This window comes from Stenotrophomonas sp. YJH_SMC_53, assembly GCF_059369995.1.
In genome coordinates this window covers 21771-47434 of record NZ_JCAFTF010000018.1, presented here as the reverse complement: position 1 = coordinate 47434, position 25664 = coordinate 21771, and the positions used below count along the sequence as shown (strand labels likewise).

At 64.0% G+C, this 25664-nt stretch carries 25 protein-coding genes, 1 tRNA gene and 2 pseudogenes; 23 read left to right on the top strand and 5 right to left on the bottom strand.

Annotated features, from left to right (window positions below):
* Nucleotides 1-7: 7 nt before the first annotated feature.
* The 15 genes from AC5P7X_RS19700 (at nucleotide 8) to queC (ending at nucleotide 13254) form a co-directional block, all read left to right on the top strand.
* Nucleotides 8-640: an esterase/lipase family protein gene (locus tag AC5P7X_RS19700; protein ID WP_032954421.1), complete on the top strand. Its 633-nt coding sequence runs from the start codon at nucleotides 8-10 to the stop codon at nucleotides 638-640.
* Nucleotides 641-815: 175 nt separating this feature from the next.
* A complete protein-coding gene (locus tag AC5P7X_RS19695) occupies nucleotides 816-1547 on the top strand; it encodes a YebC/PmpR family DNA-binding transcriptional regulator (RefSeq protein WP_005418519.1) in 732 nt (243 codons plus the stop codon).
* A 105-nt stretch (nucleotides 1548-1652) separates the two neighbouring features.
* The gene (ruvC, locus tag AC5P7X_RS19690) at nucleotides 1653-2174 is read left to right on the top strand and encodes a crossover junction endodeoxyribonuclease RuvC (RefSeq protein ID WP_005418518.1); all 522 of its coding nucleotides are present in this window, start codon (nucleotides 1653-1655) and stop codon (nucleotides 2172-2174) included.
* Nucleotides 2175-2187: 13 nt separating this feature from the next.
* A complete protein-coding gene (gene ruvA / locus AC5P7X_RS19685; protein ID WP_005418517.1) occupies nucleotides 2188-2781 on the top strand; it encodes a Holliday junction branch migration protein RuvA in 594 nt (197 codons plus the stop codon).
* A gap of 49 nt (nucleotides 2782-2830) precedes the next feature.
* On the top strand, nucleotides 2831-4750 hold the full coding sequence (locus tag AC5P7X_RS19680; RefSeq protein ID WP_072167670.1) for a potassium transporter Kup: 1920 nt from the start codon (nucleotides 2831-2833) through the stop codon (nucleotides 4748-4750).
* A gap of 125 nt (nucleotides 4751-4875) precedes the next feature.
* Nucleotides 4876-5916: a Holliday junction branch migration DNA helicase RuvB gene (ruvB, locus tag AC5P7X_RS19675; RefSeq protein WP_005418515.1), complete on the top strand. Its 1041-nt coding sequence runs from the start codon at nucleotides 4876-4878 to the stop codon at nucleotides 5914-5916.
* Nucleotides 5906-6337 (top strand): tol-pal system-associated acyl-CoA thioesterase, encoded by a 432-nt coding sequence (gene ybgC / locus AC5P7X_RS19670; RefSeq protein ID WP_005418514.1) that lies wholly within the window; start codon nucleotides 5906-5908, stop codon nucleotides 6335-6337. The genes ruvB and ybgC overlap by 11 nt, the downstream gene beginning before the upstream one ends.
* A 10-nt stretch (nucleotides 6338-6347) precedes the next feature.
* Nucleotides 6348-7127, top strand: a complete 780-nt coding sequence (gene tolQ / locus AC5P7X_RS19665) for a protein TolQ (protein WP_005410752.1) — start codon at nucleotides 6348-6350, stop codon at nucleotides 7125-7127.
* Nucleotides 7128-7151: 24 nt separating this feature from the next.
* Entirely contained in the window at nucleotides 7152-7580 is a 429-nt protein-coding gene (gene tolR, locus AC5P7X_RS19660; RefSeq protein ID WP_065196677.1) for a protein TolR, read from the top strand.
* Nucleotides 7570-8625 (top strand): cell envelope integrity protein TolA, encoded by a 1056-nt coding sequence (gene tolA, locus AC5P7X_RS19655; RefSeq protein ID WP_069139342.1) that lies wholly within the window; start codon nucleotides 7570-7572, stop codon nucleotides 8623-8625. Before tolR ends, tolA begins: the two co-directional genes overlap by 11 nt.
* A 283-nt stretch (nucleotides 8626-8908) precedes the next feature.
* The gene (tolB, locus tag AC5P7X_RS19650) at nucleotides 8909-10228 is read left to right on the top strand and encodes a Tol-Pal system beta propeller repeat protein TolB (RefSeq protein ID WP_005418511.1); all 1320 of its coding nucleotides are present in this window, start codon (nucleotides 8909-8911) and stop codon (nucleotides 10226-10228) included.
* Between the two features lie 64 nt (nucleotides 10229-10292).
* Nucleotides 10293-10811, top strand: coding sequence for a peptidoglycan-associated lipoprotein Pal (gene pal / locus AC5P7X_RS19645; protein ID WP_005418510.1), 519 nt, complete (start codon nucleotides 10293-10295; stop codon nucleotides 10809-10811).
* Nucleotides 10812-10814: 3 nt separating this feature from the next.
* Nucleotides 10815-11633, top strand: coding sequence for a tol-pal system protein YbgF (ybgF, locus tag AC5P7X_RS19640; protein ID WP_053499377.1), 819 nt, complete (start codon nucleotides 10815-10817; stop codon nucleotides 11631-11633).
* Nucleotides 11634-11809: 176 nt separating this feature from the next.
* Nucleotides 11810-12511, top strand: coding sequence for a 7-carboxy-7-deazaguanine synthase QueE (gene queE / locus AC5P7X_RS19635; RefSeq protein ID WP_065178898.1), 702 nt, complete (start codon nucleotides 11810-11812; stop codon nucleotides 12509-12511).
* Nucleotides 12512-12588: 77 nt separating this feature from the next.
* Complete coding sequence (gene queC / locus AC5P7X_RS19630; RefSeq protein WP_005410745.1) at nucleotides 12589-13254, top strand: 7-cyano-7-deazaguanine synthase QueC; 666 nt, start codon at nucleotides 12589-12591, stop codon at nucleotides 13252-13254.
* Nucleotides 13255-13319: 65 nt separating this feature from the next.
* Here the strand turns inward: queC and AC5P7X_RS19625 are convergent, their stop codons facing one another.
* The gene (locus AC5P7X_RS19625; protein ID WP_495215272.1) at nucleotides 13320-14315 is read right to left on the bottom strand and encodes a DUF2268 domain-containing putative Zn-dependent protease; all 996 of its coding nucleotides are present in this window, start codon (nucleotides 14313-14315) and stop codon (nucleotides 13320-13322) included.
* 167 nt (nucleotides 14316-14482) lie between these two features.
* Between AC5P7X_RS19625 and AC5P7X_RS19620 the strand changes: the two genes are divergently transcribed.
* Nucleotides 14483-14558: transfer RNA gene (locus AC5P7X_RS19620), tRNA-Lys, on the top strand.
* 72 nt (nucleotides 14559-14630) lie between these two features.
* Here AC5P7X_RS19620 and AC5P7X_RS19615 read toward each other — a convergent pair.
* Both AC5P7X_RS19615 and AC5P7X_RS19610 read right to left on the bottom strand, forming a co-directional pair.
* Entirely contained in the window at nucleotides 14631-14948 is a 318-nt protein-coding gene (locus AC5P7X_RS19615; protein ID WP_206620868.1) for a hypothetical protein, read from the bottom strand.
* 78 nt (nucleotides 14949-15026) lie between these two features.
* A complete protein-coding gene (locus tag AC5P7X_RS19610) occupies nucleotides 15027-15383 on the bottom strand; it encodes a hypothetical protein (RefSeq protein WP_253136189.1) in 357 nt (118 codons plus the stop codon).
* Nucleotides 15384-16138: 755 nt separating this feature from the next.
* Between AC5P7X_RS19610 and AC5P7X_RS19605 the strand changes: the two genes are divergently transcribed.
* From AC5P7X_RS19605 to AC5P7X_RS19575, 7 genes and pseudogenes are all read left to right on the top strand, one after another.
* Nucleotides 16139-16990 carry an alpha/beta hydrolase gene (locus AC5P7X_RS19605; RefSeq protein ID WP_329843610.1) on the top strand — a complete coding sequence of 284 codons (852 nt, stop codon included), beginning with the start codon at nucleotides 16139-16141 and terminating at the stop codon, nucleotides 16988-16990.
* Between the two features lie 667 nt (nucleotides 16991-17657).
* Complete coding sequence (locus tag AC5P7X_RS19600; protein ID WP_134972925.1) at nucleotides 17658-18515, top strand: MBL fold metallo-hydrolase; 858 nt, start codon at nucleotides 17658-17660, stop codon at nucleotides 18513-18515.
* Nucleotides 18512-19681 (top strand): SLOG cluster 4 domain-containing protein, encoded by a 1170-nt coding sequence (locus tag AC5P7X_RS19595; protein ID WP_253136180.1) that lies wholly within the window; start codon nucleotides 18512-18514, stop codon nucleotides 19679-19681. The genes AC5P7X_RS19600 and AC5P7X_RS19595 overlap by 4 nt, the downstream gene beginning before the upstream one ends.
* Nucleotides 19682-19683: 2 nt before the next feature.
* On the top strand, nucleotides 19684-20892 hold the full coding sequence (locus AC5P7X_RS19590) for a methyltransferase domain-containing protein (protein ID WP_329843655.1): 1209 nt from the start codon (nucleotides 19684-19686) through the stop codon (nucleotides 20890-20892).
* A 1014-nt stretch (nucleotides 20893-21906) separates the two neighbouring features.
* Nucleotides 21907-23115 carry an MFS transporter gene (locus AC5P7X_RS19585; RefSeq protein WP_134972406.1) on the top strand — a complete coding sequence of 403 codons (1209 nt, stop codon included), beginning with the start codon at nucleotides 21907-21909 and terminating at the stop codon, nucleotides 23113-23115.
* Nucleotides 23070-23219: pseudogene (locus AC5P7X_RS19580) on the top strand (alpha/beta hydrolase); the annotation flags it as partial. The gene AC5P7X_RS19585 and the pseudogene AC5P7X_RS19580, both read left to right, overlap by 46 nt.
* Nucleotides 23220-23301: 82 nt before the next feature.
* Entirely contained in the window at nucleotides 23302-24240 is a 939-nt protein-coding gene (locus AC5P7X_RS19575) for an alpha/beta hydrolase (RefSeq protein WP_495215271.1), read from the top strand.
* Nucleotides 24241-24316: 76 nt separating this feature from the next.
* On the opposite strand, the gene AC5P7X_RS19570 is transcribed toward AC5P7X_RS19575, so the two are convergent.
* Both AC5P7X_RS19570 and AC5P7X_RS19565 read right to left on the bottom strand, forming a co-directional pair.
* Nucleotides 24317-24739 carry a response regulator gene (locus tag AC5P7X_RS19570; RefSeq protein WP_005418495.1) on the bottom strand — a complete coding sequence of 141 codons (423 nt, stop codon included), beginning with the start codon at nucleotides 24737-24739 and terminating at the stop codon, nucleotides 24317-24319.
* Between the two features lie 92 nt (nucleotides 24740-24831).
* A pseudogene (locus tag AC5P7X_RS19565) lies at nucleotides 24832-25599 on the bottom strand (CPBP family glutamic-type intramembrane protease).
* Nucleotides 25600-25664 lie beyond the last annotated feature (65 nt).

Sequence of the window (25664 nt, the reverse complement as noted above, 5' to 3'; positions counted from 1 at the left end):
TGTTTGCATGACTCCCCCCGTATTGCTGCTGCATGGCATCTGGAATGCCCGCGCCTGGGTCGGGCCGCTGGCCTGGCGCCTGCGCGCGCGTGGTTTCCAGGTGCATGCGTTCGGTTACTCCTCGGTGTTCGGTGGTCCCGACGTGGCGGTGCCCCAGCTGCTGGAACGGTTGGCCGACGCCGGGCCGTTGTCGCTGGTCGGCCACAGCCTGGGCGGGTTGCTGGCGCTGGAAGCGCTGCGGCGCAATCCGCAGCTGCCGGTGCAGCGGGTGGTCTGCCTGGGTTCACCGCTGCGCGGCAGTGGCACCGCACGCTCGTTGTCCGAGCACGGCTGGGGCCTGGCGCTGGGACGCAGCAGCGAGCTGCTGCTCGATGGCCTGCCGGACTGGCAGGGCAGGGCCGAGGTTGGCCTGATTGCCGGCTCGGTGCCGCACGGGCTGGGCAGCCTGCTGGGTGCCATCGACGATGCCTCCGATGGCACCGTGGCACTGGCCGAGACCCGGCTGCCGGGCCTGGCCGACCATTGCGTGGTCCGCACCAGCCACAGCGGCCTGGTGGTGTCGCCCGACGCCGCGCGGCAGACCGCGCATTTCCTGCGCCATGGCAAGTTCGACCACAGCCGCGACGCGGCGGCAGCATAGGGGCGGGGGAGGCAGGCCGCCCTGTAGAGCCGGGCCCATGCTCGGCTGCATTCCGTCGGGCCCATTGAGCCGAGCATTGGCTCGGCTCTACAACAATACGGGCCTAGACACGGTTGCAGCGCCCGATCAGGTAGAATCCGCGCCTTGATCCTGAAGCAGCCAGACGGTAGCACCCATGGGTAGAGGCCCCTCCATCGAAGCCCGCAAGAACGCGTCCGACGCGAAGCGCGGCAAGATTTTCACCAAGATCATCCGCGAGATCGGCGTTGCCGCGCGCGGCGGTGGAGGCGACCCCAACAACAATCCGCGCCTGCGCGTGGCCGTGGACAAAGGCCTGGCCGTGAACATGTCCAAGGACGTGATCGAGCGTGCCATCAAGAAGGCGACCGGTGAGCTGGAAGGCGTCGACTACGAGGAAGTCCGCTACGAGGGCTACGCCCCGGGTGGCGTGGCCGTGATCGTCGACTGCCTGACCGACAATCGCGTGCGCACTGTGGCCGACGTCCGCCATGCGTTCAGCAAGTGCGGTGGCAACATGGGCACCGAGGGCTCGGTGGCCTTCATGTTCAAGCGCCTGGGCGTGCTCAGCTTCGCCGCAGGGGCCGACGAGGAAGCCATCACCGAAGCGGCCATTGAGGCCGGTGCCGATGACATCGTGGTCTACCCCGATGACGGCTCGATCGATGTGGTCACCAGCCCTGACGCGTTCAACGCGGTGAAGGATGCGATGGCCGCCGCCGGCCATGTCGCCGACCACGCCGAGATCACCTTCCGCGCGGACAACGACATCAAGGTTGAAGGCGATGTCGCCCTGCAGGTCAAGAAGCTGTTGGACATGCTCGAAGACCTGGACGACGTGCAGGACGTGTATTCCAACGCCGAACTCGGCGCCGACGCCTACGCCTGAGCCGTCTTCGACGGCCTGGGCGCGGGCCGTTGAACGGTCACCGCGGACAGTCATGAGCCCCTACGCCTGCCAGCGCATCCCGTTCCGCCCCGCCAGGAGTGCAGCATGACCCGCATCCTCGGCATCGACCCCGGTTCGCAGCGGACCGGGGTCGGCATCATCGATGTCGATGCCGCCGGCCGCGTCACCTACGTGCACCACCAGCCATTGGTGCTGCTGGGCGCCGACGACTTCCCGCAGCGCATGAAGCTGCTGGTGCTGGGCCTGGCCGACCTGTGCCGCGAGTACCAGCCGCAGGAAGTGGCCATTGAAAAGGTGTTCATGGCCCGTAATCCCGATTCGGCGTTGAAGCTGGGCCAGGCCCGGGGCGCGGCGATCTCGGCCGTGGTGCTGCGCGACCTGCCGGTGCACGAATACGCCGCCAGCGAGATCAAGCTCGCCGTGGTTGGCCGTGGTGGCGCCGAAAAGCAACAGGTTCAACACATGGTCGGGCTCATGCTCAACCTGAAAACCAAGCTGCAGGCCGACGCGGCCGACGCGTTGGCGGTGGCGATCACCCATGCCCACGTACGGGCAACGGCCAACCGCCTGGGGCTCAGTGCCCGCCAGGCGTGGGGCCGCAAATGAGGAGCTGCACGCAATGATCGGTCGACTGCGCGGCATCGTCGCCTACAAGGCGCCGCCGTGGCTGGTGGTGGATGTGAACGGGGTGGGCTACGAACTGGAGGCGCCGATGAGCACCTTCTACGACCTGCCCGAGCTCGGCCGCGAGGTCACGCTGTACACCCACTACGCGCAGAAGGAAGACAGCGTTTCGCTGTACGGCTTCCTGCGCGAGGGGGAGCGGCGCCTGTTCCGCGACGTGCAGAAGGTCAGTGGCATTGGCGCGAAGATCGCGCTGGCGGTGCTGTCCGGCGTTTCCGTCGAGGAGTTCGCGCGCATGGTCCAGGCCGGTGACATCACCGCGCTGACCCGCATCCCCGGCATCGGCAAGAAGACTGCCGAGCGCATGGTGCTGGAACTGCGTGACCGTGCCGCCCAGTTCGGCGCCGGCGGCGCGCTGCCCACCGGCAGCGGCCCGGCCCCGGCCGACCCGCTGTCCGATGCCACCGTGGCCCTGCAGCAGCTGGGCTACAAGCCGGCCGAAGCGGCACGCATGGCCCGCGACGCCTTCAATGAAGGCGACGAAGTGGCCACCGTGATCCGCAAGGCGCTGCAGTCGGCGCTGCGCTGAGCCGCGTCCCTTTCCTTCAACGAACCGCCTGAGCGTCGCCAGGAGTCCCATGTCCAGCAGTCAAACCCCGCACGCAGCTGCCCCCGGCAGCCACGGTCACGCCCCTCCAGCAGGAGGCATGGCGCTGATCATCGGTGCGATCGGCGTGGTGTTCGGCGATATCGGTACCAGCCCGCTGTACACGCTGAAGGAGGCGTTCTCGCCACACTACGGGCTCAACAGCGACCACGACACCGTGCTGGGTGTGCTGTCGCTGGCGTTCTGGGCGCTGAACATCGTGGTCACGCTGAAGTACGTGACCATCATCATGCGCGCCGACAACGACGGCGAGGGCGGCATCATGGCGCTGATGGCGTTGACCCAGCGCACGCTGCGCAACGGCTCGCGCTCGGCCTACGTGGTCGGCATCCTCGGCATTTTCGGTGCCTCGCTGTTCTTCGGCGACGGCGTGATCACCCCGGCGATATCGGTGTTGGGTGCGGTGGAGGGCCTGGAGGTGGCCGCGCCGGGCCTGCATGCCTTCATCGTGCCGATCACGGTGGTGGTGCTGTTGATGGTGTTTGCGGCGCAGCGCTTCGGTACCGAGAAGATCGGCAAGGCCTTCGGCCCCATCACCTCGGTCTGGTTCATCTCGCTGGCGGCGATCGGCATCTACAACATCGTCGATGCTCCGGAAGTGCTCAAGGCGTTCAACCCCTGGTGGGCGATCCGCTTCTTCATGGAGCACAGCTGGCATGGGATCTTCATCCTCGGCGCAGTGGTGCTGGCGGTGACCGGTGGCGAGGCGCTTTACGCCGACATGGGCCACTTCGGCGCCAAACCGATCCGCCACGCCTGGTATTTCTTCGTGCTGCCGTGCCTGGTGCTGAACTACCTGGGGCAGGGCGCACTGGTGCTCAACCACCCCGAGGCGCTGAAAAACCCGTTCTTCGAGGCGGTGCCGCCGTGGGCGCTGTACCCGATGATCATCCTGGCCACCATGGCGGCGGTGATTGCCTCGCAGTCGGTCATCACCGGTGCGTTCTCGGTCTCGCGCCAGGCGATGCAGCTGGGTTACATCCCGCGCATGCGCATCAAGCACACCTCGCACGACACCATCGGCCAGATCTACATCCCAGGCATCAACTGGGGCATCGCGGTGATGGTGATCGGCCTGGTGCTGGCCTTCCGCAGCTCGTCCAACCTGGCGGTGGCCTACGGCATCTCGGTGTCGGCCACCATGCTGATCGACACCCTGCTGCTGGCCCTGGTGGCCCGTTCGCTGTGGCCGAAGGCGCGCGCCTGGCTGCTGCCGCTGTGCGTGGTGTTCTTCATCATCGACCTCGGCTTCGTCATCGCCAACGGTGCCAAGCTGCTGCAGGGCGCCTGGTTCCCGGTGGTGCTGGGCATCTTCCTGTTCACCATGATGCGGACCTGGCGCCGTGGCCGCGAGCTGCTGCGCGATGAGATCCGCAAGGACGGCATCCGCCTCGATACCTTCCTGCCTGGGCTGATGCTGGCACCGCCGGTGCGCGTGCCGGGCACTGCAGTGTTCCTCACCGCCGACCCGACCGTGGCCCCGCATGCGCTGATGCACAACCTCAAGCACAACAAGGTGCTGCACGAGCGCAACGTGTTCCTGCACGTGGAGACCCTGCCGATCCCGTATGCGATGGAAGGGCAGCGGCTGAAGATCGAATCGGTGGGCGACGAGTTCTACCGCGTCTACGTGCGCTTCGGCTTCATGGAGACCCCGGACGTGCCACTGGCGCTGATGCGCTCGTGCGACCACGGTGGCATCTACTTCGACCCGATGGACACCACCTTCTTCGCCAGCCGCGAAACCATCGTGGCCACCGCCAACCGCGGCATGCCGATCTGGCGCGACAAGCTGTTCGCGCTGATGCACCGGAACGCCGCGCCGGCCACGGGCTTCTTCCGCATTCCGGGCAACCGATTGGTCGAACTCGGGGCCCAGGTCGAGATCTGAGGTCTGGTAGTGCCGGCCGCTGGCCGGCATCCGCCACACCGCCGGTGTTCATGGGTTGCCGGCCAGCGGCCGGCACTACCGTGCTTCCGGCCCCGGAATGCAACTATTTACCGCATAATCACGGCATGACCGACGACCGCATCATCGGCGCCGGCGCCACCCGCGAGGATGACGCCGCCGACGCCAGCATCCGCCCCAAGCGCCTGGCCGACTATCTCGGCCAGGCCCCGGTGCGCGAGCAGATGGAGATCTACATCGAAGCGGCCAAGGGGCGTGGCGACGCGCTCGACCACGTGCTGATCTTCGGGCCGCCCGGCCTGGGCAAGACCACGCTCAGCCACGTCATCGCCAACGAACTGGGCGTGGCCCTGCGGGTGACCTCCGGCCCGGTGATCGAGAAGGCCGGCGACCTCGCCGCACTGCTGACCAACCTGCAGCCGCACGACGTGCTGTTCGTGGACGAGATCCACCGCCTGTCGCCAGTGGTCGAGGAAGTGCTGTACCCGGCGATGGAAGACTTCCAGATCGATATCATGATCGGTGAGGGCCCCGCGGCCCGTTCGATCAAGATCGACCTGCCGCCGTTCACCCTGATCGGTGCCACCACCCGCGCCGGCCTGCTGACCGCGCCGCTGCGCGACCGCTTCGGCATCGTCCAGCGGCTGGAGTTCTACAGCGTCGAAGAGCTGACCCGGATCGTGCGCCGCTCGGCCACCATCCTCGGCATCGACTGCACCGCTGATGGCGCCGGCGAGATCGCGCGCCGCGCGCGCGGCACCCCGCGTATCGCCAACCGCCTGCTGCGCCGCGTGCGCGACTATGCGCAGGTGAAAGCGGGCGGCCACATCGACGAGGCCGTGGCACAGGCCGCGATGAAAATGCTCAAGGTTGATCCGGAGGGCTTCGACGAGCTCGACCGGCGCCTGCTCAAGACCCTGGTCGACTACTTCGACGGCGGCCCGGTCGGCATCGAATCGCTGGCCGCGGCGCTGTCCGAAGAGCGCGGCACGCTGGAAGACGTGGTCGAGCCGTACCTGATCCAGCAGGGCTTCCTGGTGCGCACCGCGCGCGGCCGCATGGCCACCCACAAGGCCTACCGGCACATGGGCCTGAAGCCGAAGAACCCGCCGCAGGACCTGTTCGCGGAGGTTCCCGATGTCGGTTGAGCCACTATTCAGTTGGCCGACACGCATTTACTGGGAAGATACCGACGCAGGCGGCGTGGTCTACCACGCCCGCTACGTCGCCTTCATGGAACGGGCACGGACCGAATGGATGCGTGCTCTCGGCTACGGCCAGGAGCGCATGCGCGCCGAGCACGGGATGGTCTTCGCAGTGCGTTCGATGCAGATGGATTTCATCAGGCCGGCACGGCTGGATGACACCCTGCAGGTGAGCGCCCGCCTGGTCCAGCTGAAGAAGGCCAGCATGGTCTTCGACCAGCAGATCCTGCGCGACGGCGAGCTGCTGCTGTCGGCCCAGGTCCGCATCGCCGCACTGGAAGCGGCCAGTTTCCGCCCGCGTGGCATGGACGAGGCCGTCCTTGCCATGCTGCAACCCCACCTCCACCCCGAATCCGAACACTGAGGAACAACGGATGATCGCAACGCTCCTGGCCCTGCAGGCCACGGTCACCGAGGCACTGCCGGCCGACGTCAGCAACGCCGCGACACAGACCCTTGCCCAGGCCACCACCGGCGGCGGCATCAACTACCTCGAACTGATGGCCAAGGCCAGCCTGCCGGTGAAGATCATCGTGCTGCTGCTGCTGGTCGGCTCGTTCGTCAGCTGGGTGATCATTTTCCGCAAGGCCCGCGTGTTCAAGCAGGCCACCCGCGAAGCCGACGAGTTCGAGAACCGCTTCTGGTCCGGCGCCGACCTGGGCAAGCTGTACAGCGCCGCCACCGACCGCAGCCGCAGCGTGACCGGCCTGGAAGCCATCTTCGAAGCCGGTTTCCGCGAGTACACCCGCCTGCGCGACAAGCGCCGCCTGGATGGCCGTGCGCAGCTGGAAGGCGCGCAGCGTGCCATGCGCACCACCTACACCCGCGAAGTGGACCAGCTTGAGCGCAACCTGGAACTGCTGGCCAACATCGGTTCGACTGCCCCGTACGTGGGCCTGGTCGGTACCGTGTTCGGCATCATGGTGACCATGCACGACATGATCAGCAGCGGTGCGCAGGCCGGTATCGCCGCCGTCGCGCCAGGTATCTCCGAAGCCCTGTTCGCCACCGCCATCGGCCTGTTCGTGGCGATCCCGGCGGTGTGGGCCTACAACCGCTTCACCACCCGCGTGGAGCGCATGTCGGTGCGGTTCGAGACCTTCGCCGAAGAGTTCAGCTCCATCCTGCAGCGCCAGAGCGCTGGCGACGAGTAAGCGCCTGACCCGGGAGTCCAAGCCATGTCCGCTGCCATCGGTCGCCGCAAGCGCCGCAAGCTGAAATCGGAAATCAACGTCGTTCCCTACATCGACGTCATGCTGGTGCTGCTGATCATCTTCATGGTCACCGCGCCGCTGCTCACCCTGAGCTTCGACGTCGACCTGCCGCAATCCAACGCCAAGGCGCTGGAAAGCAAGCAGGACCCGGTGATCGTCTCGGTGCGCCAGGACGGCCAGCTCAGCCTGAAGCTGCCCGACGCCAAGGAGCCGACCGCCGTGTCGGCCGAGGAACTGGAAGGCCGCCTGGCCGGCATCGCCGCCCAGGACAAGGGCGTGCGCGTGATCGTCGCCGCCGACCGTACCGTGGCCTATGAAAAGGTCATCGCCGCGATGGATGTGATCAAGCGCGCCAAGGTAGACAAGGTAGGCCTGGCCACCGATGCACGCTGACGCCCTGCCACCTCCACAGCAGCGCGAGCCCGGCTGGGGCCTGCCCCTGGCGCTGGCGTTGCTGGTGCACCTGCTGGTCGCGCTGGTCTTCATCGTGGCCTGGTTCTGGTCGCCCGAGCGCAACACCGACGCCGCCGCCGGTGATCCGTCGGTGGAGGCCAGCCTGGCCCTGTCCGCGTCCGAGGCGTCCGCCGCCCGCCAGGCTCTGCGCCAGTCCGAAAAGCTGGAGGACCTGCCGCCGCCGGTGGCCGAGCCGGTTCCGGTGCCGGAAGACACCATTCCGCCGCCACAGCCGATTCCCGAGCCGCGCCCACAGGACGCCCCCACGCCGCAGCAGCAACAGGCACAGGAGCGTGTCGCGCAGCCGGATACCAAGGACCAGGAAGCGGTGAGTGCGCTGGCCATCTCACAGGAGAAGGCCAGGCAGGAGCAGGAAGCCAAGCGCCGCCAGGAGCAGATCGACCTGACCGAACGCAAGCGCCAGGAAGAGGCCGAGCAGAAGCTGCGCCTGGCCAAGCAGCAGGAAGAAGACGCGAAGAAGAAGCTGGCCGATCAGGCGCGTCAGGCTGCGGACAAGGCCGAGGCCGAGAAGCAGAAGAAGATCGCCGAGATCCGTGCCCGTCGCGAGCAGGCCGAGAAGGAAGCCAAGCTGGCCGAGCAGAAGCTGCGCCAGGTGGCTGCTGCGCGCAATGCCGCCGGCAGTGCCGCAGCCGGTTCCAGCGGTGCGTCCCAGCCGGCTGCCGGTGGTGGTGGCAACAGCGATGATCTTTCGGCCAAGTACGCCGCGGCGATCCAGGCCAAGGTGCTGTCGCAGTGGGTGCGGCCGGACACGGTGCCGCTGGGCCAGCGCTGCCAGATCACCATCACCCAGATTCCGGGTGGCACGGTGATGCAGGCCAAGGTCAGCCCGAACTGCCCGTACGACGAGGCCGGCAAGCGTTCGATCGAGGCCGCCGTGCTCAACGCGCAGCCCCTGCCGTACCGTGGCTTCGAGTCGGTGTTCGCACGCACGCTCAACTTCACTTTTACTGCCCAGGATCGCTGAGGTAGTCGGCCAGGGAGGCTTTCGGGCCAACCGCGCCCACCGTTGTCGCGCTTGCCTCTGGTGTGCTCGGTTTCGACCGGGCAGGCTGTGGGCTGCTGTCGAACACCGTCCTCCGGGGCGGCGTGACCAGGGCAGACGGTGCGATGTTAGCCACGACGTTAACGGTGCGTGAGAAGACGGGCTGGAACTGACCCGGAATTCACGTACCCTTGGTTCATGATTGCGAAGCGGTTCACTCCTGCTTTGTTATCCCTCGTTCCGGTTTCCCCTTATTGAGCGCTCCATGAAAAAGATGCCTCGCTGGCTTGCCGTGTTTGCGGCCCTGTTGCTGCCCTTTGCTGCCGTCGCGCAGCAGAAGGGGCTGGATATCGACATCATCGGCGGCAATGCCTCCGCGCTGCCGATCACCATCGTGCCGATGCCCTATCAGGGTTCGTCGGCCGCTCCGCAGACCGACGTCGCCGGCGTGGTCCGTGCCGATCTGGAGCGTTCGGGCCAGTTCCGCACGCTGCCGGAAGCGCAGATCGTCGAGAAGCCCGTGCGGGGGGGGGATATCCAGTTCGCGACCTGGCGCGCGCTGAAGCAGAACTACATCGTGGTCGGCCGCGTGCTTGATGCCGGTGCGGGTGCCTACCGCGTCGAGTACGAACTGTTCGACGTGCCCAAGGGCGAGCGCCTGCTGGGCCTGGCGATGACTGCCCGTGGCAACGCCATGCGCGACGTTGCCCACCAGATGGCCGACGCCATCTACGAAAAGATCACCGGTGTGCGCGGCGCCTTCTGGACCCGCATCGCCTACGTGACCGCCAGTGGCAAGGGCGACGCCATGCGCTACGCGCTGATGGTGGCCGATTCCGATGGCTTCAACCCGCAGACCATCGTGCGCTCGGCCGAGCCGCTGCTGTCGCCGTCGTGGAGTCCGGATGGCAGCAAGCTGGCCTACGTCAGCTTCGAGCGTGGCAATTCGGCCATCTACATCCAGAACATCGGCACCGGTGCACGCGAGCTGGTCACCAGCTTCCGCGGCATCAACAGCGCCCCGGCGTTCTCGCCGGACGGCCGCAAGCTGGCCCTGACCCTGTCGCGCTCCGGTAACCCGGAAATCTACGTGATGGACCTGGGCAGCAAGCAGCTGACCCAGCTGACCAACCACTTCGCCATTGATACCGAGCCGACCTGGGCACCGGACGGCAGCGCGGTGTACTTCACCTCCGATCGCGGCGGCCGTCCGCAGGTCTACAAGGTCGGTGCCGGTGGCGGCAGCGCCGAGCGCGTCACCTTCCAGGGCAACTACAATGCCAAGCCCTCGGTGTCCTACGATGGCAAGAAGATCGCCGTCGCCCAGGGCTCGGGCAACAGCTACAAGATCGCGATGATGGACAGCTCGCTGGGGTCGCCCCGCTGGAGCACGCTGTCCCCGGGTTCGCTGGATGAATCTCCGAGCTTTGCGCCCAACGCAAGCATGGTGCTGTACGCCGCCCGCGAAGGTGGCCGTGGTGTGTTGTATGCCGTTTCGGCCGATGCGCGGGTTCGCCAGCGCCTGGTCCTGGCCGACGGTGATGTGCGCGAACCGGCATGGTCCCCATACCGTACCCAGCGCTAAAAGAGTGTTAATATTTTCGTTGTCTTGAACCCCTCATCGGCTTAGGAGCCACAAAGGTATCGCCATGAACAAGTCCACCCGCGTTCTGCTTGTTTCCCTGCTGTCTGTGGCCGTCCTGGCCGGTTGCTCGAAGAAGGTGAAGGAAGAGCCGGCAGCCCCGGTCGACACCGGCACCTCGACCACCACCCCGACCGGTCCGTCGACCTCCGGCCTGTACGGCCCGGGCGACCTGGACACCGACGCCTGCCTGCGCCAGCGCGTTGTCTACTTCGACCTGGACAAGGAAGACGTGAAGCCGGAATTCCAGGCCATCATGGCGTGCCACGCCAAGTACCTGCGTGACCGTCCGTCCTCGCGCATCACCCTGCAGGGCCACACCGACGAGCGCGGTTCGCGCGCGTACAACCAGGCCCTGGGTGAGCGTCGTGGCAACGGCGTCAGCTCGGCCCTGCAGGCCAACGGTGGTTCGGCTTCGCAGCTGACCGTCGTGTCCTACGGTGAAGAGCGTCCGGTCTGCACCGAGTCGAACGAGTCGTGCTGGTCGCAGAACCGTCGCGTCGAAATCGTCTACACCGCGCAGTAATCCATGCGCATTGGCATCAAACTGATGCTGGTCGTTGCGGCAGCCCTTGTGGCTGCCGCACCGGCGCACGCACAGCGACAGAGCCTGGCTGACCGTGTCGGCGCGCTCGAGCAGCAGATGTACAACAACAGTGCCAACCAGGACCTGTTGAACCAGATCAATCAGCTGCGGCAGCAGGTCACCAGCCTGCAGGCCTCGATCGAGCAGTTGCAGCATGACAACGCCCAGCTCAAGCAGTCCGCCCAGGACCAGTACCTGGATCTGGACAGCCGCCTGAACCGGTTGGAAGGGGGCAACGCCGCCCCGGCCCTGCCGCCCGTTCCGGCGAGCGCGCCGAAGGCCGCACCGGCCCCGGCAAAACCCGCAGCGGCGGCCACTTCCGAGCGGCCGCCTTCCGTCCATGGTGATGCTGGCAGCCTTGCCGCCACCGGCGATGAGCGCACCTCCTACAACGTTGCCTTCGATGCGTTGAAGGCCGGCAGGTACGACGATTCGGCGCAGCTGTTCCTGAGCTTCCTGGAGTTGTACCCGAACGGCGTCTACGCGCCGAACGCGCTGTACTGGCTGGGCGAGAGCTACTACGCCACCCGCAATTTCCCGATGGCCGAGACCCAGTTCCGAGAGCTGCTCTCGCGCTATCCGACCCACGACAAGGCCGCGGGCGGCCTGCTCAAGATCGGCCTGTCGCAGTACGGCGAGGGAAAGGTCGACCAGGCCCAGCAGACGCTGGAGACCGTCGTGGCGCAGTACCCCGGCTCGGATGCCGCGCGCACCGCGCAGGACCGTCTGCAGTCCATCCGCCTGGGCAGGCAGATCCGCTGATCCGCTGGGCGGGCGTACAATAGGTGCCCTGTAGAGCCGAGCCCACGCTCGGCTGCTTTCGTTTCCGGACCAGCAAAGCCGTCCGGTTGCTGTTGTAGAGCCGAGCCATGCTCGGCTGCTTTCGTTACCGGCCACGGTAGCCCACCCGCCACGTGTCCCACCAAGAAGTACCCGCCATGACCGCCGTTACCCCGTCAAACGCCGTCGCCACCCCCAGCGACATCGTGCAGTCGCCGCTGCCGCGCCTGAAGATCACCGAGATCTTTACCTCGCTGCAAGGCGAGGCCGATACCGCCGGCTGGCCGACCGTGTTCGTGCGCCTGACCGGCTGCCCGCTGCGCTGCCAGTACTGCGACACCGCCTATGCCTTCCACGGCGGCACCTGGTGGGACATCGACGACATCGTGGCCGAGGTGCTGGCCCAAGGCGTCCGCCACGTCTGCGTGACCGGCGGCGAGCCGCTGGCGCAGAAGCGCTGCCTGGTGCTGCTGCAGAAGCTGTGCGATGCGGGCATGGATGTCTCGCTGGAAACCTCCGGCGCGCTGGATGTCAGTGCAGTGGACCCGCGCGTGTCGCGCGTGGTCGACATCAAGACGCCGGGCTCGGCCGAAGCCGTCCGCAATCGCCTGGAAAACCTGCCGCTGCTGACCGTCCGCGACCAGATCAAGTTCGTCATCTGCAACCGCGAGGACTACGACTGGGCCAAGGCCATGGTCGCCGAGCACGGCCTGGTGAAGCGTTGCACCGTGTTCTTCTCGCCGAGCAAGGGCGAGATCAGCGCGCGGCAGTTGGCCGACTGGATCGTCGAAGACCGGCTGCCGGTGCGCTTCCAGATGCAGTTGCATAAAATCCTGTGGAACGACGAGCCGGGCCGATGAGCCGGCGCAGCGTTCCCTGATGTAGCTCCGGCGCGGGACAGCGTGCTGGCTTTCCCCTCCCAACCGGAAGATTTTCCATGAAGAAGGCAGTCGTGCTTCTCTCCGGCGGCATGGATTCAGCCGCCGTCATCGCCATGGCCCAGGAACAGGGCTTTGCCGTGCATGCCCTGAGCGTGCGCTACGGCCAGCGCCATACCTCCGAACTGGATGCCGCCGCCCGCGTGGCCAAGGCCCAGGGCGTGGTCGCGCACAAGACCGTGGACGTGGACCTGCGCAGCATCGGTGGCTCGGCGCTGACCGATGACATCGACGTGCCAGAGGCCGGCGGTGCCGGCATTCCGGTCACCTACGTGCCGGCGCGCAATACCATCATGCTGTCGCTGGCCCTGGGCTGGGCCGAAGTGCTCGGCGCCAACGACATCTTCTGCGGCGTCAACGCCGTCGACTACTCCGGCTACCCGGACTGCCGCCCCGAGTTCGTGGCCGCGTTCCAGGCGCTGGCCAACCTCGCCACCAAGTCGGGTGTGGAGGGCGCGGGCATCAAGGTGCACGCGCCGCTGCAGTTCCTCAGCAAGGGCCAGATCGTCAGCGAAGGCGTGCGCCTGGGCGTGGACTTCGGCCTGACGGTGTCCTGCTACAACGCCGACGCCAACGGCGCCGCCTGCGGTCATTGCGATGCCTGCCGCCTGCGCGCGCAGGGCTTTGCCGAGGCCGGCGTGCCCGACCCCACGCTGTACGCTTGAGGTAATGGGGGTGATGCCCCCCCGTGGTGGGTGCGAACCGTTGGTTCGCACTCTCTGTCCCGGCGCTACCGGCGGCTGGAGTCTGGTAGTGCCGGCCGCTGGCCGGCAGCCTCATCAGGCAACCATCCCGACGCGTCAATAAACGCCCGCACCGCAGCCGGATCGGCATAGTCCAACTCGATCATCCGCGCGACAGCAGTCCTCTCGTCGGTCTGCCGGCGCATGTACTCCTGCGCAATGCGGTAGCCGGCGTAGTAGCCCAGGTCACTCACCCCGAATGGATTGTGCGCGCTGTTGTACAGCCAATTGTCCAGGTTGTCCCCGTGCATCTCCGTGCGGAAGCGCGCGCGGATTTCCGCTTCGTGCGCTGGCCCATAGGTGTACAGCGGCAACGCCGGGCGGCGCCCGCTGATGCGCTCTGCCACGTATTCGGCCACGCCTTCGCGTACCGCGTACTGGGCCAGGCTGCCGGTGGTCTCGCGCTGCTGGGTGTGCACGTATTCGTGCAGGTTGTTCTGCGCGTTGTTCGCACCCGGCCGGCTGTCGTAGAAGATCCGCAGGCGGTCGCGCATCTTCGCCGGCAGCTCGCTCACGTCCACGCGCTCATCGCCCAGCGCCATCTCCGCGCCGATCAGTACCTTGTCATCCAGCGTGGTGCCACCGGTGCGCAGCACGCCCACCGCATAGGTGATGGTGGCCGGGCGCAGGGCAGGGTAGAGCGCACGGAAGGCGACAAGATCGCGCTCCAGCGTGGCACTGGCCTGCTTTGCGTTGGCGGTGAGCGGCCGCACCGATGTCCAGAAGCGCGGCCACGCGTTCATGGCCTCGGCGTATTCGCGGGCGGTGTAGTTGCGCACCTGCATCAGCGCATGCAGTCCCGGGCTGCCCGGATCGATGTAGCGCTGCTGGACCAGCGCCACCCGGCGCTCGGCATCGGGTTCGGCGCGCACCGCGTCATAGGTGGCCCAGAAGCGGGCGATGTCGTCGGTGACGACCTGGGGCGGCGAAGCCAATGCTGTGTAGGGCAGCAGGGCGGCAAGCAGGCTGACGATCAGACGCATCCATGGCTCCAGAAAGGACCCCAGATGGGATGCGCCAGTGGCGCCAAAGGTTTAATCCCGCTGGTAGTGCCGGCCGCCGGCCGGCAACCCCGACACACCGGGGTTCCACGCGACCGGCCAAAATAGGGTAGAATGCCCACCCCGCCGAAAGGCCGGGGCAATGCACCGGGCCGTTAGCTCAGTCGGTAGAGCAGAAGACTTTTAATCTTTTGGTCGAAGGTTCGAATCCTTCACGGCCCACCAATTGCATCAATGATCCAGGTCATTCAAAAAGGCACCGCCAAGCGGTGCCTTTTTTGTTGCTTGTGCCAACCCCTACTTGGTCTTGGCACCCTGCGCTCGCGCCGTCTCGCGCTCCGCCGCTGCCTGTGCGGCAGAGGCCGCTGCATTGGCGGCCCGCTCGGCCGCGGCACGATCCGCATCGAACCGCGCCTGTCGTTGGACGCTGTAGGTGCGCTCCAGTTCCAGTGAGGCAAGGAAACTGTCGGGATGCTTCGCGGCGCAGGCCTGCTGCACAAGTTGCACAGCGCGATCGGACAGGCCAGGCTGAATGTTGCTGAGCAGGCAATCGGCGTACGGTACGGATGCAACGGGGCCAGCAGCCAGTGCGGCAACGATCACGAGATTCAACATGCAAACCTCCTTGCAGGCTTCGATGGGACTCGGGGTCGGTCCGGCCCCAGTATGGTCCAGTTCGTGGCACCGCGGCATCTACTCCGGCCGCACATCCCGGCACACCAGTTCCGCCAGCCCGCGGACGGCAAAGAACAGCCCTTCAACCACGCCGGCATCCAGATGCCGGTCCGGCGTGGCCATTGCCCGGCAGCGGTCGGCGGCGTGCAGCATTTCCGCCACGGTCAGCATGCCGATGGCGGCCCGTTCCACCCGCGACAGGGCAACCCCGCGCCCTGCGGAAATGCGGGTTTCAGGCCAGGGCAGGCCATCGGCGCCTTCGCCCGCGCGGATGCGTTTGAGGCAGCCCAGAAACGTGCTCAGTTCGGGTGAAGGGTTGTCGTCGTCATCGTGGGTGCTGGCGGTATCTGAAGCATAGGGCGGACGTTCAGTCATCTCGGCTTCCTCGGCTCTGGAGTGGGCGTGCCACCGCGCAGGGCGGGTGGCGGGCGATGCGTGGCTGCAAGCCGGAATGACATCACGCAGTAACCGGCGGGCCCGAAGGCCCCCACGCACCGCCCACCATGAAGGCCGACGGATCGCCCGCCGGCACGGTCCAAGGACAGTGTCGGCGGGTGAGCGCAAACAACAGCGTGAATGTCATTGCGGGCTTGCAGGCCCGGTGCCACCCGTTGTCGGTGGCGCTGCATGGTGTTTACGCACGCGCTTGGATTTCAATGAGGATTCTCCGAAGAGAAATGCAGTACCCAGGCGCGCGACGATGGTGGCGCAGGCACATCTGATGCAGCAAGCGACAGCGCGCGACGTGTTCATGCTTGCGCCCGGCCTATCACGGTGGAAGATGTCGAGAACAGCTGGTGGCGGCGACGATGCCGTGATGTATCACGCGGAAAGTTGGCGTGATTTTCGCCTGCAGTGGTGGCACGACCAGCGAGTCATGCCCTCAAATGTCGGTGTATTTGCGACGACCGAGGTGTTGGCGTCCGCGCCTGGGTGAGGTGTTGTAGAGCCGAGCCATACTCGGCTGCGGTTCGCGCCAATGCCGAGCCGAGCGTGGGCTCGGCTCTACAGTGGTCCATCCACGCATGGCGTGGATCTACGCATCCGGCAGGGGTGTTGAGCGTGCCGAAGCCGCCAATGCCTGCGGCAGGGCGGTATCCTCGGTCTCTTTCCCAGGATGGGTTTTCCCCATGCGCCTTATCGTGCTGTCGCTGTTGTTGTCCGCTGTCTCCACCACGCCACTGATGGCCGCCGAACCGGCGCCGTCCGCGCAGACAACGCCGGCTACGCCGCTGGTCATTGGCGAAACCTTCACCATCGAATCGAAGGCGCTCGGCGAGACTCGCCGCATCAACGTCTACCGCCCGCAGCCATGGGGCCTGGACCCGAAGACGCCGCTGCCGGTGCTCTACATGCCCGACGGCGGTATCGGCGAGGACTTCCTGCATGTGGCTGGGCTGGTGCAGGTGCTGACCGGTAACGGCAGCATGCGCCCGTTCCTGCTGGTCGGCATCGAGAACACCGAGCGCCGCCGCGACATGACCGGCCCCAGCAACGACCCGCAGGACCAGAAGATCGCGCCACGCATTGGTGGATCGGCGGCCTATCGCAGCTTCCTGCGCGATGAACTGATGCCGCAGGTACGCCATCGCTACCCGACCACCGACGAGCGCGCGCTGATCGGTGAATCGCTGGCCGGCCTGTTCGTGGTCGAGACGCTGCTGCAGGAGCCAACGTTGTTCAACAGCTACATCGCGCTGGACCCCAGCCTGTGGTGGAACCGTGGTGCAATGCTGGCCGGGGCGGCCAAGCAGCTGCCGGCGGTGACGCGTGCGCAGCCGCGCGTATTCCTGGCCAGCAGTGGGCAGCCAGAGCTGGCTGCGTCCGCCGCGCAGTTGGCCACGCTGCTGCAACAGGCGTCGCCGTCGCCGCTGGTGAAGTACCTGCCGTTGCCGGAGGAAACCCACGCCACGATCTATCATCCGGCCGCGTTGCAGGCGCTGCGCACGCTGTTCCCGGCGCCGCCGCCGGCCTCGCCCTGATCGCACTGGCAGCGGGTCGAGCAGCATCCAGGGTTGTTGGAGATAGAAATTAGGTCACTGCCGGATCGATCATGGCCGCGATGGCAATGGTCGGGCCGACGGAATCAAGTCTGCCCGTCGAGGTGAGCTCGGTAGTCATTCTTGGCAGTCACTCAGCAACGGCCCTCCGATGGGTGCGACCAGATAAACGGAAGTCGTCTTTGTAGTTTCATCTCTGTTCTCTCCGTTGGGTGCAAGGTGCGGCGCGCACCATTCTCTTGGCGGTTGCACTGCGATCGAGCTGGAGTGAGTGCGGTGATGATCACGCTTGATGCGTATGCTCGCAGTGAGCTGTGGAACGACACATGCTTCTAAAGTGCCGCATTTGGCCTGTTCTTACAGAAAGGGGGGATAGATGGTGCGGGCATTTGTGTGCATACCTCAGGCCGTATGTACGTGCGGAGGACTACTGCAGTCGGATAGCGACCGGCCCATCCTCAAAATCAAACCTACGCACCGCTTGGCTCAATCCACATCCATCCGACATTGCCGGGCGACACCGGGTCAATTGCGAAAGTTGACCCCTTTTTTGAGAATAATCTGAAAAGTTCAGGGGCGACCCCTCGGTCCCGCAAGCTGTGCTAGCTTCATCGCCCTCACGACATGGAACGAGGTGCAGTCAGTCGCTATGAGTTCTCTTGCGCTTATGGATAATGTTGGAACGCAGTCTCACTTCCCGCTACGCGTAACTGTATACAAGGTGCTCGCGGGAGATCTGATACATGTACAGACGCCGAATCAAGAGAGTCTCCTTATTGATTGCGGTTTTCACCATGGGAAAGCCATTTTGGAAGATGTTCTGGGGCAGAAGTGTCGTCTAGATGTCATTGTTGTCACTCATCAGCATCTCGATCACTTCGCAACCCTTGCGAGCTTTGTCTCATCGTCGGAGGTGCGGCCGCGGATCTATCATTCTGGAGTGTCGTATCCCCCTGGCTACACCCCCTCTGTTTCGCTAAGCACATGTCCTCACTACGGTGGCTTGGAAGCTCCTCTTTGGCAGCAATATTCAACCTACATACGCGGTACGGATCGTTGGACGGTGATTGATGGCCTGTGCGGTGTAAAGGTGTCGAATCTCTTGCCGTCTGAACAGTTTCAAGTGAAGTCGGATGGCGAGTACCATTCGCTCAATCGATCAGCGACACCCGTCCTTATTGAATATGCCGGACATCGCATTATGATCGGTAGCGACGCTGAAGCTGATCAACTGATAAGCGCGATCGAGCAGAATGGCGTCACTGCCGCCCTATACATCGCGAGCTCACATGGACGACCGACACACAATGACGCCTCTGCGCTGCAGGCATTGAGCCCAACCTTTATTTGTCTCACGGATTCTTTCGAAGGATCTGACTTCACTGAACACTATCGTAAGGCCGTTCCTGGCGTCGACGTCAGGAGCGTCAACATCGACGGGAGTCAGTGTTATTCGTTCTGGAGCGATGGTCGTGTGGAACGGGAGTCCGTGGGGGTGTGTGGATGACGAGTCAAGTCGCAGTGCTAGGAGTCAGTTCATTTCAGGGCGATAGCGAGCTACTGGCTCGCTCAGTACTTGAAGATGTTGTACGGATCGCGAAACATCATCGATCTACTCTGCTGACTGGCACCGGCGGAGGCGTGTCTAGTCTGCTGGCAAAAGTGGCGGCCCAGGGCGATGTCCCAGTAGTCGGCATCTCTCCTGCCACAGATGCCAGATCGCATATCGACCTCACCGGCGAAGATCCGTCTCTCTATGCAACGATGATCTATACCGGGATGGGATACAAAGGACGAAATGTTACGCTGGTTAGATCCGCAGACGTCGTCGTAGCGGTCGGAGGGCAAACTGGCACGCTCAATGAGCTAACGATCGCTTGGGATGAAGGCAAGCGTATCGCCATAGGTCAAGATGGCGACGCACTGGGCTGTGCCCCCACGATTTTCAGGGATCTGGTGCCGCGCGTTAGCAGGAAGGCGCGTAATGCCGAGCTTTTTGATGCACCAAGTGTGGCAGCCGCACTTGATGCTGCCTTGATCTCCATTGAGACCTTGCCGAGGCTTGCACCGGCTATGGAATGCTCAATTGAGGATCTGTTCCGCCAGGCTGGTGCGATCAGCGAAGGTCATTTCGCGATCAAGTCTGGTCATCACACGGTCGAGTTTTGGGAGAAGGCTCGATTGCTGGCAATGCCCGATCTCGTCGCTGAGATTGCCCGCCGTATGGCGTCGATAGTTAAAGAAACCGGCGCAGAAGTTCTAATTGGCCCTCCGATTGGCGGAGCTATCCTCGCTCATGCGGTAGGCCTACATTGCGAACTCCCCGCTCTGTTCTTCGATAAGGGGCCGGAGGGCGAGATGATGGTCTTGCGCGGGTATAGCTTGAAGAAGGGCGCAAGAGCTTTGATCGTCGACGACATCGTGTCAGTGGGAGGTACGATCGCATCAGCTGAAGAAGCCATTGAATCGCTTGGACTTCAGAGCGTGGGCTCTCTAGTGATTGTTGACCGACGTGGCGGATCACCCCAGGGATCCCTGGCGAAGCTAAGGCATCCGTTACGGGCGCTCTTGGTGAAGGACACTCCTCGCAACGAATCACCTGATGATTGTTCAGCGTGTAAGCAGGGAGTGCGATTCGAAGTGCATAAGGAACGGCTAGCCTCGGCCGACTGACGATGGAAATCCCAAGTGATGAGCGATGGATGCGTTGCGCACTACTGGCAGGTCGACGTGCGCAGGGAATTTCCTATCCAAACCCGCCCGTTGGAGCCGCATTGGTCCACGAGGAAAAATTACTCGCCGTAGGTTGGACTCAAGCTCCTGGTCACGAACACGCTGAAGCCATGTGCTTTAGGCAGCAAGCAGCGGTCCCACCCAATAGCACACTGTACGTCACCCTGGAGCCGTGCAGCCATGTAGGAAGAACGGGGCGATGCACGGACCTGGTTATAAACGCTGGGATCGCCCGGGTGGTCGTGGGCCTTGAGGATCCGAACCCGTTGGTTGCAGGAACCGGAGTTTCCCGATTGCGCGCCGCTGGGATAGATGTGGCCGTGGGCGTTCTAGCGAGCAGGCTCAGGGAAGATCTGGCGGAATACTTGTATCGGGTAGGAGAAGGTCTAACTAGTGGCTTTCTTCAGCAGTCGCGCCAACGCTGGGATGATGCAGCACAGTCCTGGGAGCAGCATAGAGCCGGAAATCGCTGGACCGAAGAGCTAATTTACAGACAAAGCCTGAGAGAGCAGCTTGGCAACGTAAGCGGACTAAGGATCCTGGACTTCGGTGCCGGGAGTGGCGAACTCTCGGAGTTCCTGCATGAGAATGGCGCGATAGTGACGTATGTCGATCATTCCGCACAAATGCGGGAAATTGCGAGACACAAGACGAATGGGGTCCTTGCGGCATATTACTTAATCGAAGATCTGGAAGGTTCGGCTCGGTCGCCACTGTTCGACGTTGTTGTCGCCAATATGGTGCTTCATGACGTTGAAGATCTTGGTGGAACGCTAGGCTGGCTCGCGAGTCGACTGGAGGTGGGAGGGCGTTTGTTCGTGACTATATTGCATCCTTGCTTCAAGCCCCCAGTGCACGGATGGGGCGCGCTGAGTGAGTCGAGCGTCCGGTACATGATCGATCGATACGGCAATATAGGTTTGAATCTTACGGCGGCTTCCGGCGGCGGCCCCTCGGGCATTCCCACGCTCAACATTCATCGCCGGTTGTCTGACTATCTGACTGCTCTCTTGGCTGTCGGTCTCGTACTCGAGTCCGTCTTCGAGCCCGATGGTCGTTGGCACCCAGATTATTTTTCGAGTCCGTTGGCATTGGCTGATGATTGGTTTAGGCGCGCTCCTGTCTTGGGATTTTTGGCTCACAAGACCTAATGCTAGCCACTGCGATCAATTTCCAAGTTCATAATGATAGAGAGCTTAGACGAAGCGAGCGAGTGCTTGGCAACCGTATTGCGGAGTACGACTCAGTCAGCATGTTCTCTATTGAATTGGTGGAGGTCTGTAAGCGCTACCTTTCTGAACGAGCGAATGAGCTAGGCGGAATTGCGCGGGCGGGAAAGCTGCACCAACTCACCCAATCCTACCTGTCAATACTGCGCCCCATCCCGTTGCCGTTTGCTGGTCGGCTTAGGAACATCGCTGACCTTCACCTGGTGCTTAGTGGTTCGGGTAGCATTCGTGAGTTGCAAGCCACCGTTTGGCGAACCATATGTTTTGTCCTTTTCCCGGATCTCATAGCAGGAGGAGCTCGGTCAAAGGCTGCCAGGGCCGCACGAAACGCCGGGCTGGACGTCGACTTTTGTCTGGAGTTGATCGAACACGCAAAATCGAAGCTACAAAGGTCGCAGCTCCTCTCTCACCGGGAGGTTCTCTGTCCGCCCGCAGACCCGATCAAGTTCTGGCAATCCGACACTAGGATCCGCCCTCCCGACCTAGGCCGATCCAGCCGGTGCTGGAGCGGACATCGCCGTACCGATTTTCTGCGCGAAGGTGGCGCGTTCAGTGGTGTCGAGATTGCACTGAGAAGCCCTCGCGGCGAAGAATATGTTCCTTGGCTGGACGGAGCTCGTCTGGTTTGTATACGGTCGAACTCGGTATTTGCTAAGGCTGCGGCAGCTTTGCAAGAGCCTGTGATAACCGGCCCCTCAAACACGGCGGCGGATATGATGAAGTTTGCCCGTATTCTCGGTGCCGATGGCGACCCTCGGCTCACGCCTGCTGCCATTGCCTACTTGCTTCCGACTGGATCACATTCGCTCTTCGAAGTTCTATTTGGATTGAAGATGGGTGCTGCTTTCCCTGATGTCCACGAGCTGGCCTATTGGCGAGGTCAGGCACTAGGTGGAGATCCCTATAACAATCATTCCGATTAAACGATAATCTGCTATGCATTCACGTTTAGCGCCAGCCTACGTGGCGGTGTTCTTGGATCATGTCGCCTTTGGTTTGGCTGCACCCACGATTCCCATTGCGTTGAATGAAATTTCAGGTGATGCATCTTCTAGTGCCGTACTAATCGGGATATCGGTATCGGTGTTCGCGCTCGCTCAACTCATTGCTTCGCCTCTTGCTGGATGGTGCTCTGATCGCCTAGGTCGCAAACGGCTGTTGGTCGTGGGGAGTGTGTTGCTCAGTAGCGGGTTTATCGTCATGGCTGCTGCGCAAACTGCTTCTTCCTTGATCATTGGTCGACTAATCTGCGGGATTGGAGCAGCAAATGCTGGGGTAGCTTCTGCTTATGTGGCGGACTGGACCGCGCCGGAAGAGCGGGCGCGCGCGTACGGCTGGTTGGGCGCGGCTTTCGGCTCTGCCTATGTTGTTGCCCCAGCTGTAGGCGGCCTCCTGGGGGATATTAGTTGGCGCCTGCCTCTTGCGGTTGGCGCGCTCGTCGCCATGCTGAATGCTTTGGCTTGCAGATTGTTTTTGACGAATCCTGCACCGTCGCTTACCGCGAGCCTCGCGGATTTGGTGGAGCCGGGGATTGCCGCTAGAGTCCAATGGCGACGATTGATGTTCATCACATTCTTGTCATCATTAGCGAACACTGTTTATCCGACAGCCCTTGCGTTACTTGTCATGAGTCGGTATCAGTGGAGTGTTAAAGACATTGGTGCGCTATTGGCTGCTGTTGGGTTTTGCACACTGATAGTGCAGGTTGCTGTCTATCAAAGGGCCGCGAGAAGGTTTAGGCCAAGTTTCATGCTAGTTGTCGGTTTAACGTGTGGCATTGTAGGATTCGTTGTTTACGCTTTGGCGCCCACATCAGGATGGTTCTACGCAGGGGTTCCAATCATGGCGTTATCTGCATTTGGCCCGCCTGCGTTGCAATCGATGCTCGCAGACGCAGCGGCCGCGCGTGACGCTGGCCGTACGCAGGGTATTTATATGGCGACTTCGGCAGCGGCTAATCTGGCTGGACCTGCGACCTTTTCCCTGTTATTAGCGGGGCAGCTTCGAGGTGGCACATCCCTCGATTACATCGCCTATCCCTTTCTGGCATCTGCACTTATTCTCGTAGTCGCTTTGATCCTTTCGCTTAAAGGATTGAACGACCGGCCGAGTTGCTGCACCAAGCCTCGCCGTCGCCGCTGGTGAAGTACCTGCCACTGCCGGAGGAAACGCACGCGACCCTCTATCACCCGGCCGCAATGCAGGCGCTGCGCACGCTGTTCCCGGCACCACCGCCGGCCTCGCCCTGACCGCACTGGCACCGGGCTGCACGCCATGCAAGGGTGCGGCAGCGGTGCCATGCGGTGCGCCGCCCGCAATGGGAGAGTGTGGATGCAGCGTGTGCGTGGATGGAGTATGGCGGCCTGCCTGGCCATGAGTGGCTGTGCGATGTCGGTGGCGCCACCGGCAACGCAGAATGAAGCGAAGGAAAGCGCGGCCACCGCTGCGCCGGGCGTGGTGCTGCCGGATACCGAAGCGCTGCGCGTGCACGATCCGGTGGGCCGCGATTACCCGATCTGGGTAGCGCTGCCGGCTGACTACGCTGCGCATCCGGAGAAACGCTACCCGGTGCTGTATGTGACCGACGCGCTGTACAGCTTCCCGCTGGTGCGCAGCGTGCGCAACATGGTGGGGCAGAAGGGCGTCAACATCGAGGATTTCATCCTGGTCGGGCTGCCGCCGCAGGAAGGCCTGACGTCCAAGCAGAGCCGCTCGCGCGATTACACGCCCAGCGATCCGATGCGCACCGATCCGCGTGACTACAGCGACGACGTCAGCTACGGCGGCGCGGCACATTACCGCGATTTCCTCGCCGAGCGCGTATTGCCGCTGATCGATGCACGCTACCGCACCGATCCGTCGCGGCGCGCCTATGCCGGTCATTCCTATGGCGGCCTGTTTGGCGCCTACGTGCTGACCACGCGCCCGGACATGTTCCACAGCTACATCCTGTCAAGCCCGTCGCTGTGGTTCGACAACCATCGGGTGCCGCGCATGCAGGCCGAGGCCAAGGCGCCCACGCAGCCGACCACGGTGGTGCTGTCGATCGGCAGCTTCGAAACGGTGAAGCCGGAGCCGCGATATTTCACCCGCAACGACATGCTGGGCCACAACGCCGAGTTCGCCGAGCAGCTGCGCGCCAGCGGGCATTCGTTGAAGGTGGAGAACATGGTGATCGACGACGAGGACCACTTCACCGTGTATCCGGACATGATCACCCGCGCGCTGCTGAAGGTGTTCCCGGGTACCGGACCGTACAGCAGCGGTTGAAGGTGGGCGCCATCCACGCATGGCGTCGATCTACTGCAAGAACCCGGTAGATCCACGCCATGTGTGGATGAACGCCTCACGCTGCCTGCGCATCCGGCCCGATCAATACGCCCACATCGGCGTGCCGGAAGCACAGGCGGATGGCGTCGAGCAGCTCGCTCATGTTGTAGGGCTTGGGCAGGAAATGAATGCCGTCGCGCAGCTGCGGCAGCACCTGGTGCTGGTCCATGCCCGACGTCACCAGGATCGGCAGCTGGGGATACAGGCCGCGGACCCGGTTGGCAGCTTCAATGCCGCTGATCGGGCCCAGGTTGACGTCGGTGAACAGTAGGTCGAAACGCTCACCTGCGGCCAGCAGGCCCAATGCTGCTTCGGCAGAGCTCACGCCCACCACGTGGCAGGCCTGGCTTTCCAGCGCAAGACGGCTCAGCTCGCGAGTTTCCTCTGCGTCCTCGATCAGCAGGACGCGGGGTTCAACGTGGCGCTTGGACAGCAACATGGCGCTACAGCTCCGGCAAGCAGCAATGAAAAGGCGCGCAAGTATGCGCAAGCCGGGGGTGATCCCGGCGTGCACGGCAGGCTAAGTGAGCGTTACAGCAGGCGCGGGCGTCGCTGGCGTACCTGCCAGGCCAGCACCGCCACCGCCAGCAGCGCGGCGCCGATACGCAGGCTGGTGGCCTGCCAGCCCAGCGCGACGGCGTCGTCGAGGTTGAACACGTTTTACGCCATGTTCATCGATACATGCAGCACCAGGCCGCACCACAGGGTGTCGCCGTCCAGATGGTCAAGCCAAGCGAAGATGAAGCCGCCCAGTGCGATGACCGCGCCGACGAACAGGGCAGTGCCGCCGCCGTCGAAGCCGCCGAAGCCCAGCCAGTGCACCCAACCGAACAGCAGCGCCTGCGGCAGCGCAAGCAGGGACCATGGGCCACGCATGAGCTTCACCAGCAGCACGAAGCCGAGGCCACGGAACAGCACTTCCTCGGCCAGTGGGAACAGCACGGCGAGCATCGTCGCATCGAGTGCGGTCAGTGCGGTGTTGGGCGTGCCCAGCACCGCCAGGCCCAGCCAGCAGGGCAGGCTGGCCAGCAGCACCCAAAACGGGCCGCGCCAGCCGTTCCCGTGCAGCCCCAGGCTGGCCATCAGGCCCACCCCACGCGGGCGCAGCAGTGCGGCCAGGAGCAGCGCCAGCAGGACGGCCAGTGCGTTGTCCAGCAGGCTGCGGCCGTAGGGCATAGGCAAGGCGGAAATCGGCGCGCCTGCGGCCGCAGCGACATCGCGCAGATTCAGGCCAACGCCGACGCCGAGCAGCACCAGCAGCAGGCGCGCGGCGTCGGGCAGGCGGGACAGGACGGTCATGCACGCACTCCCTGCGGAACCAGCGTGGAGTGTGGAAGGCGGCCGGGGACGCTGGCACGCGCCGG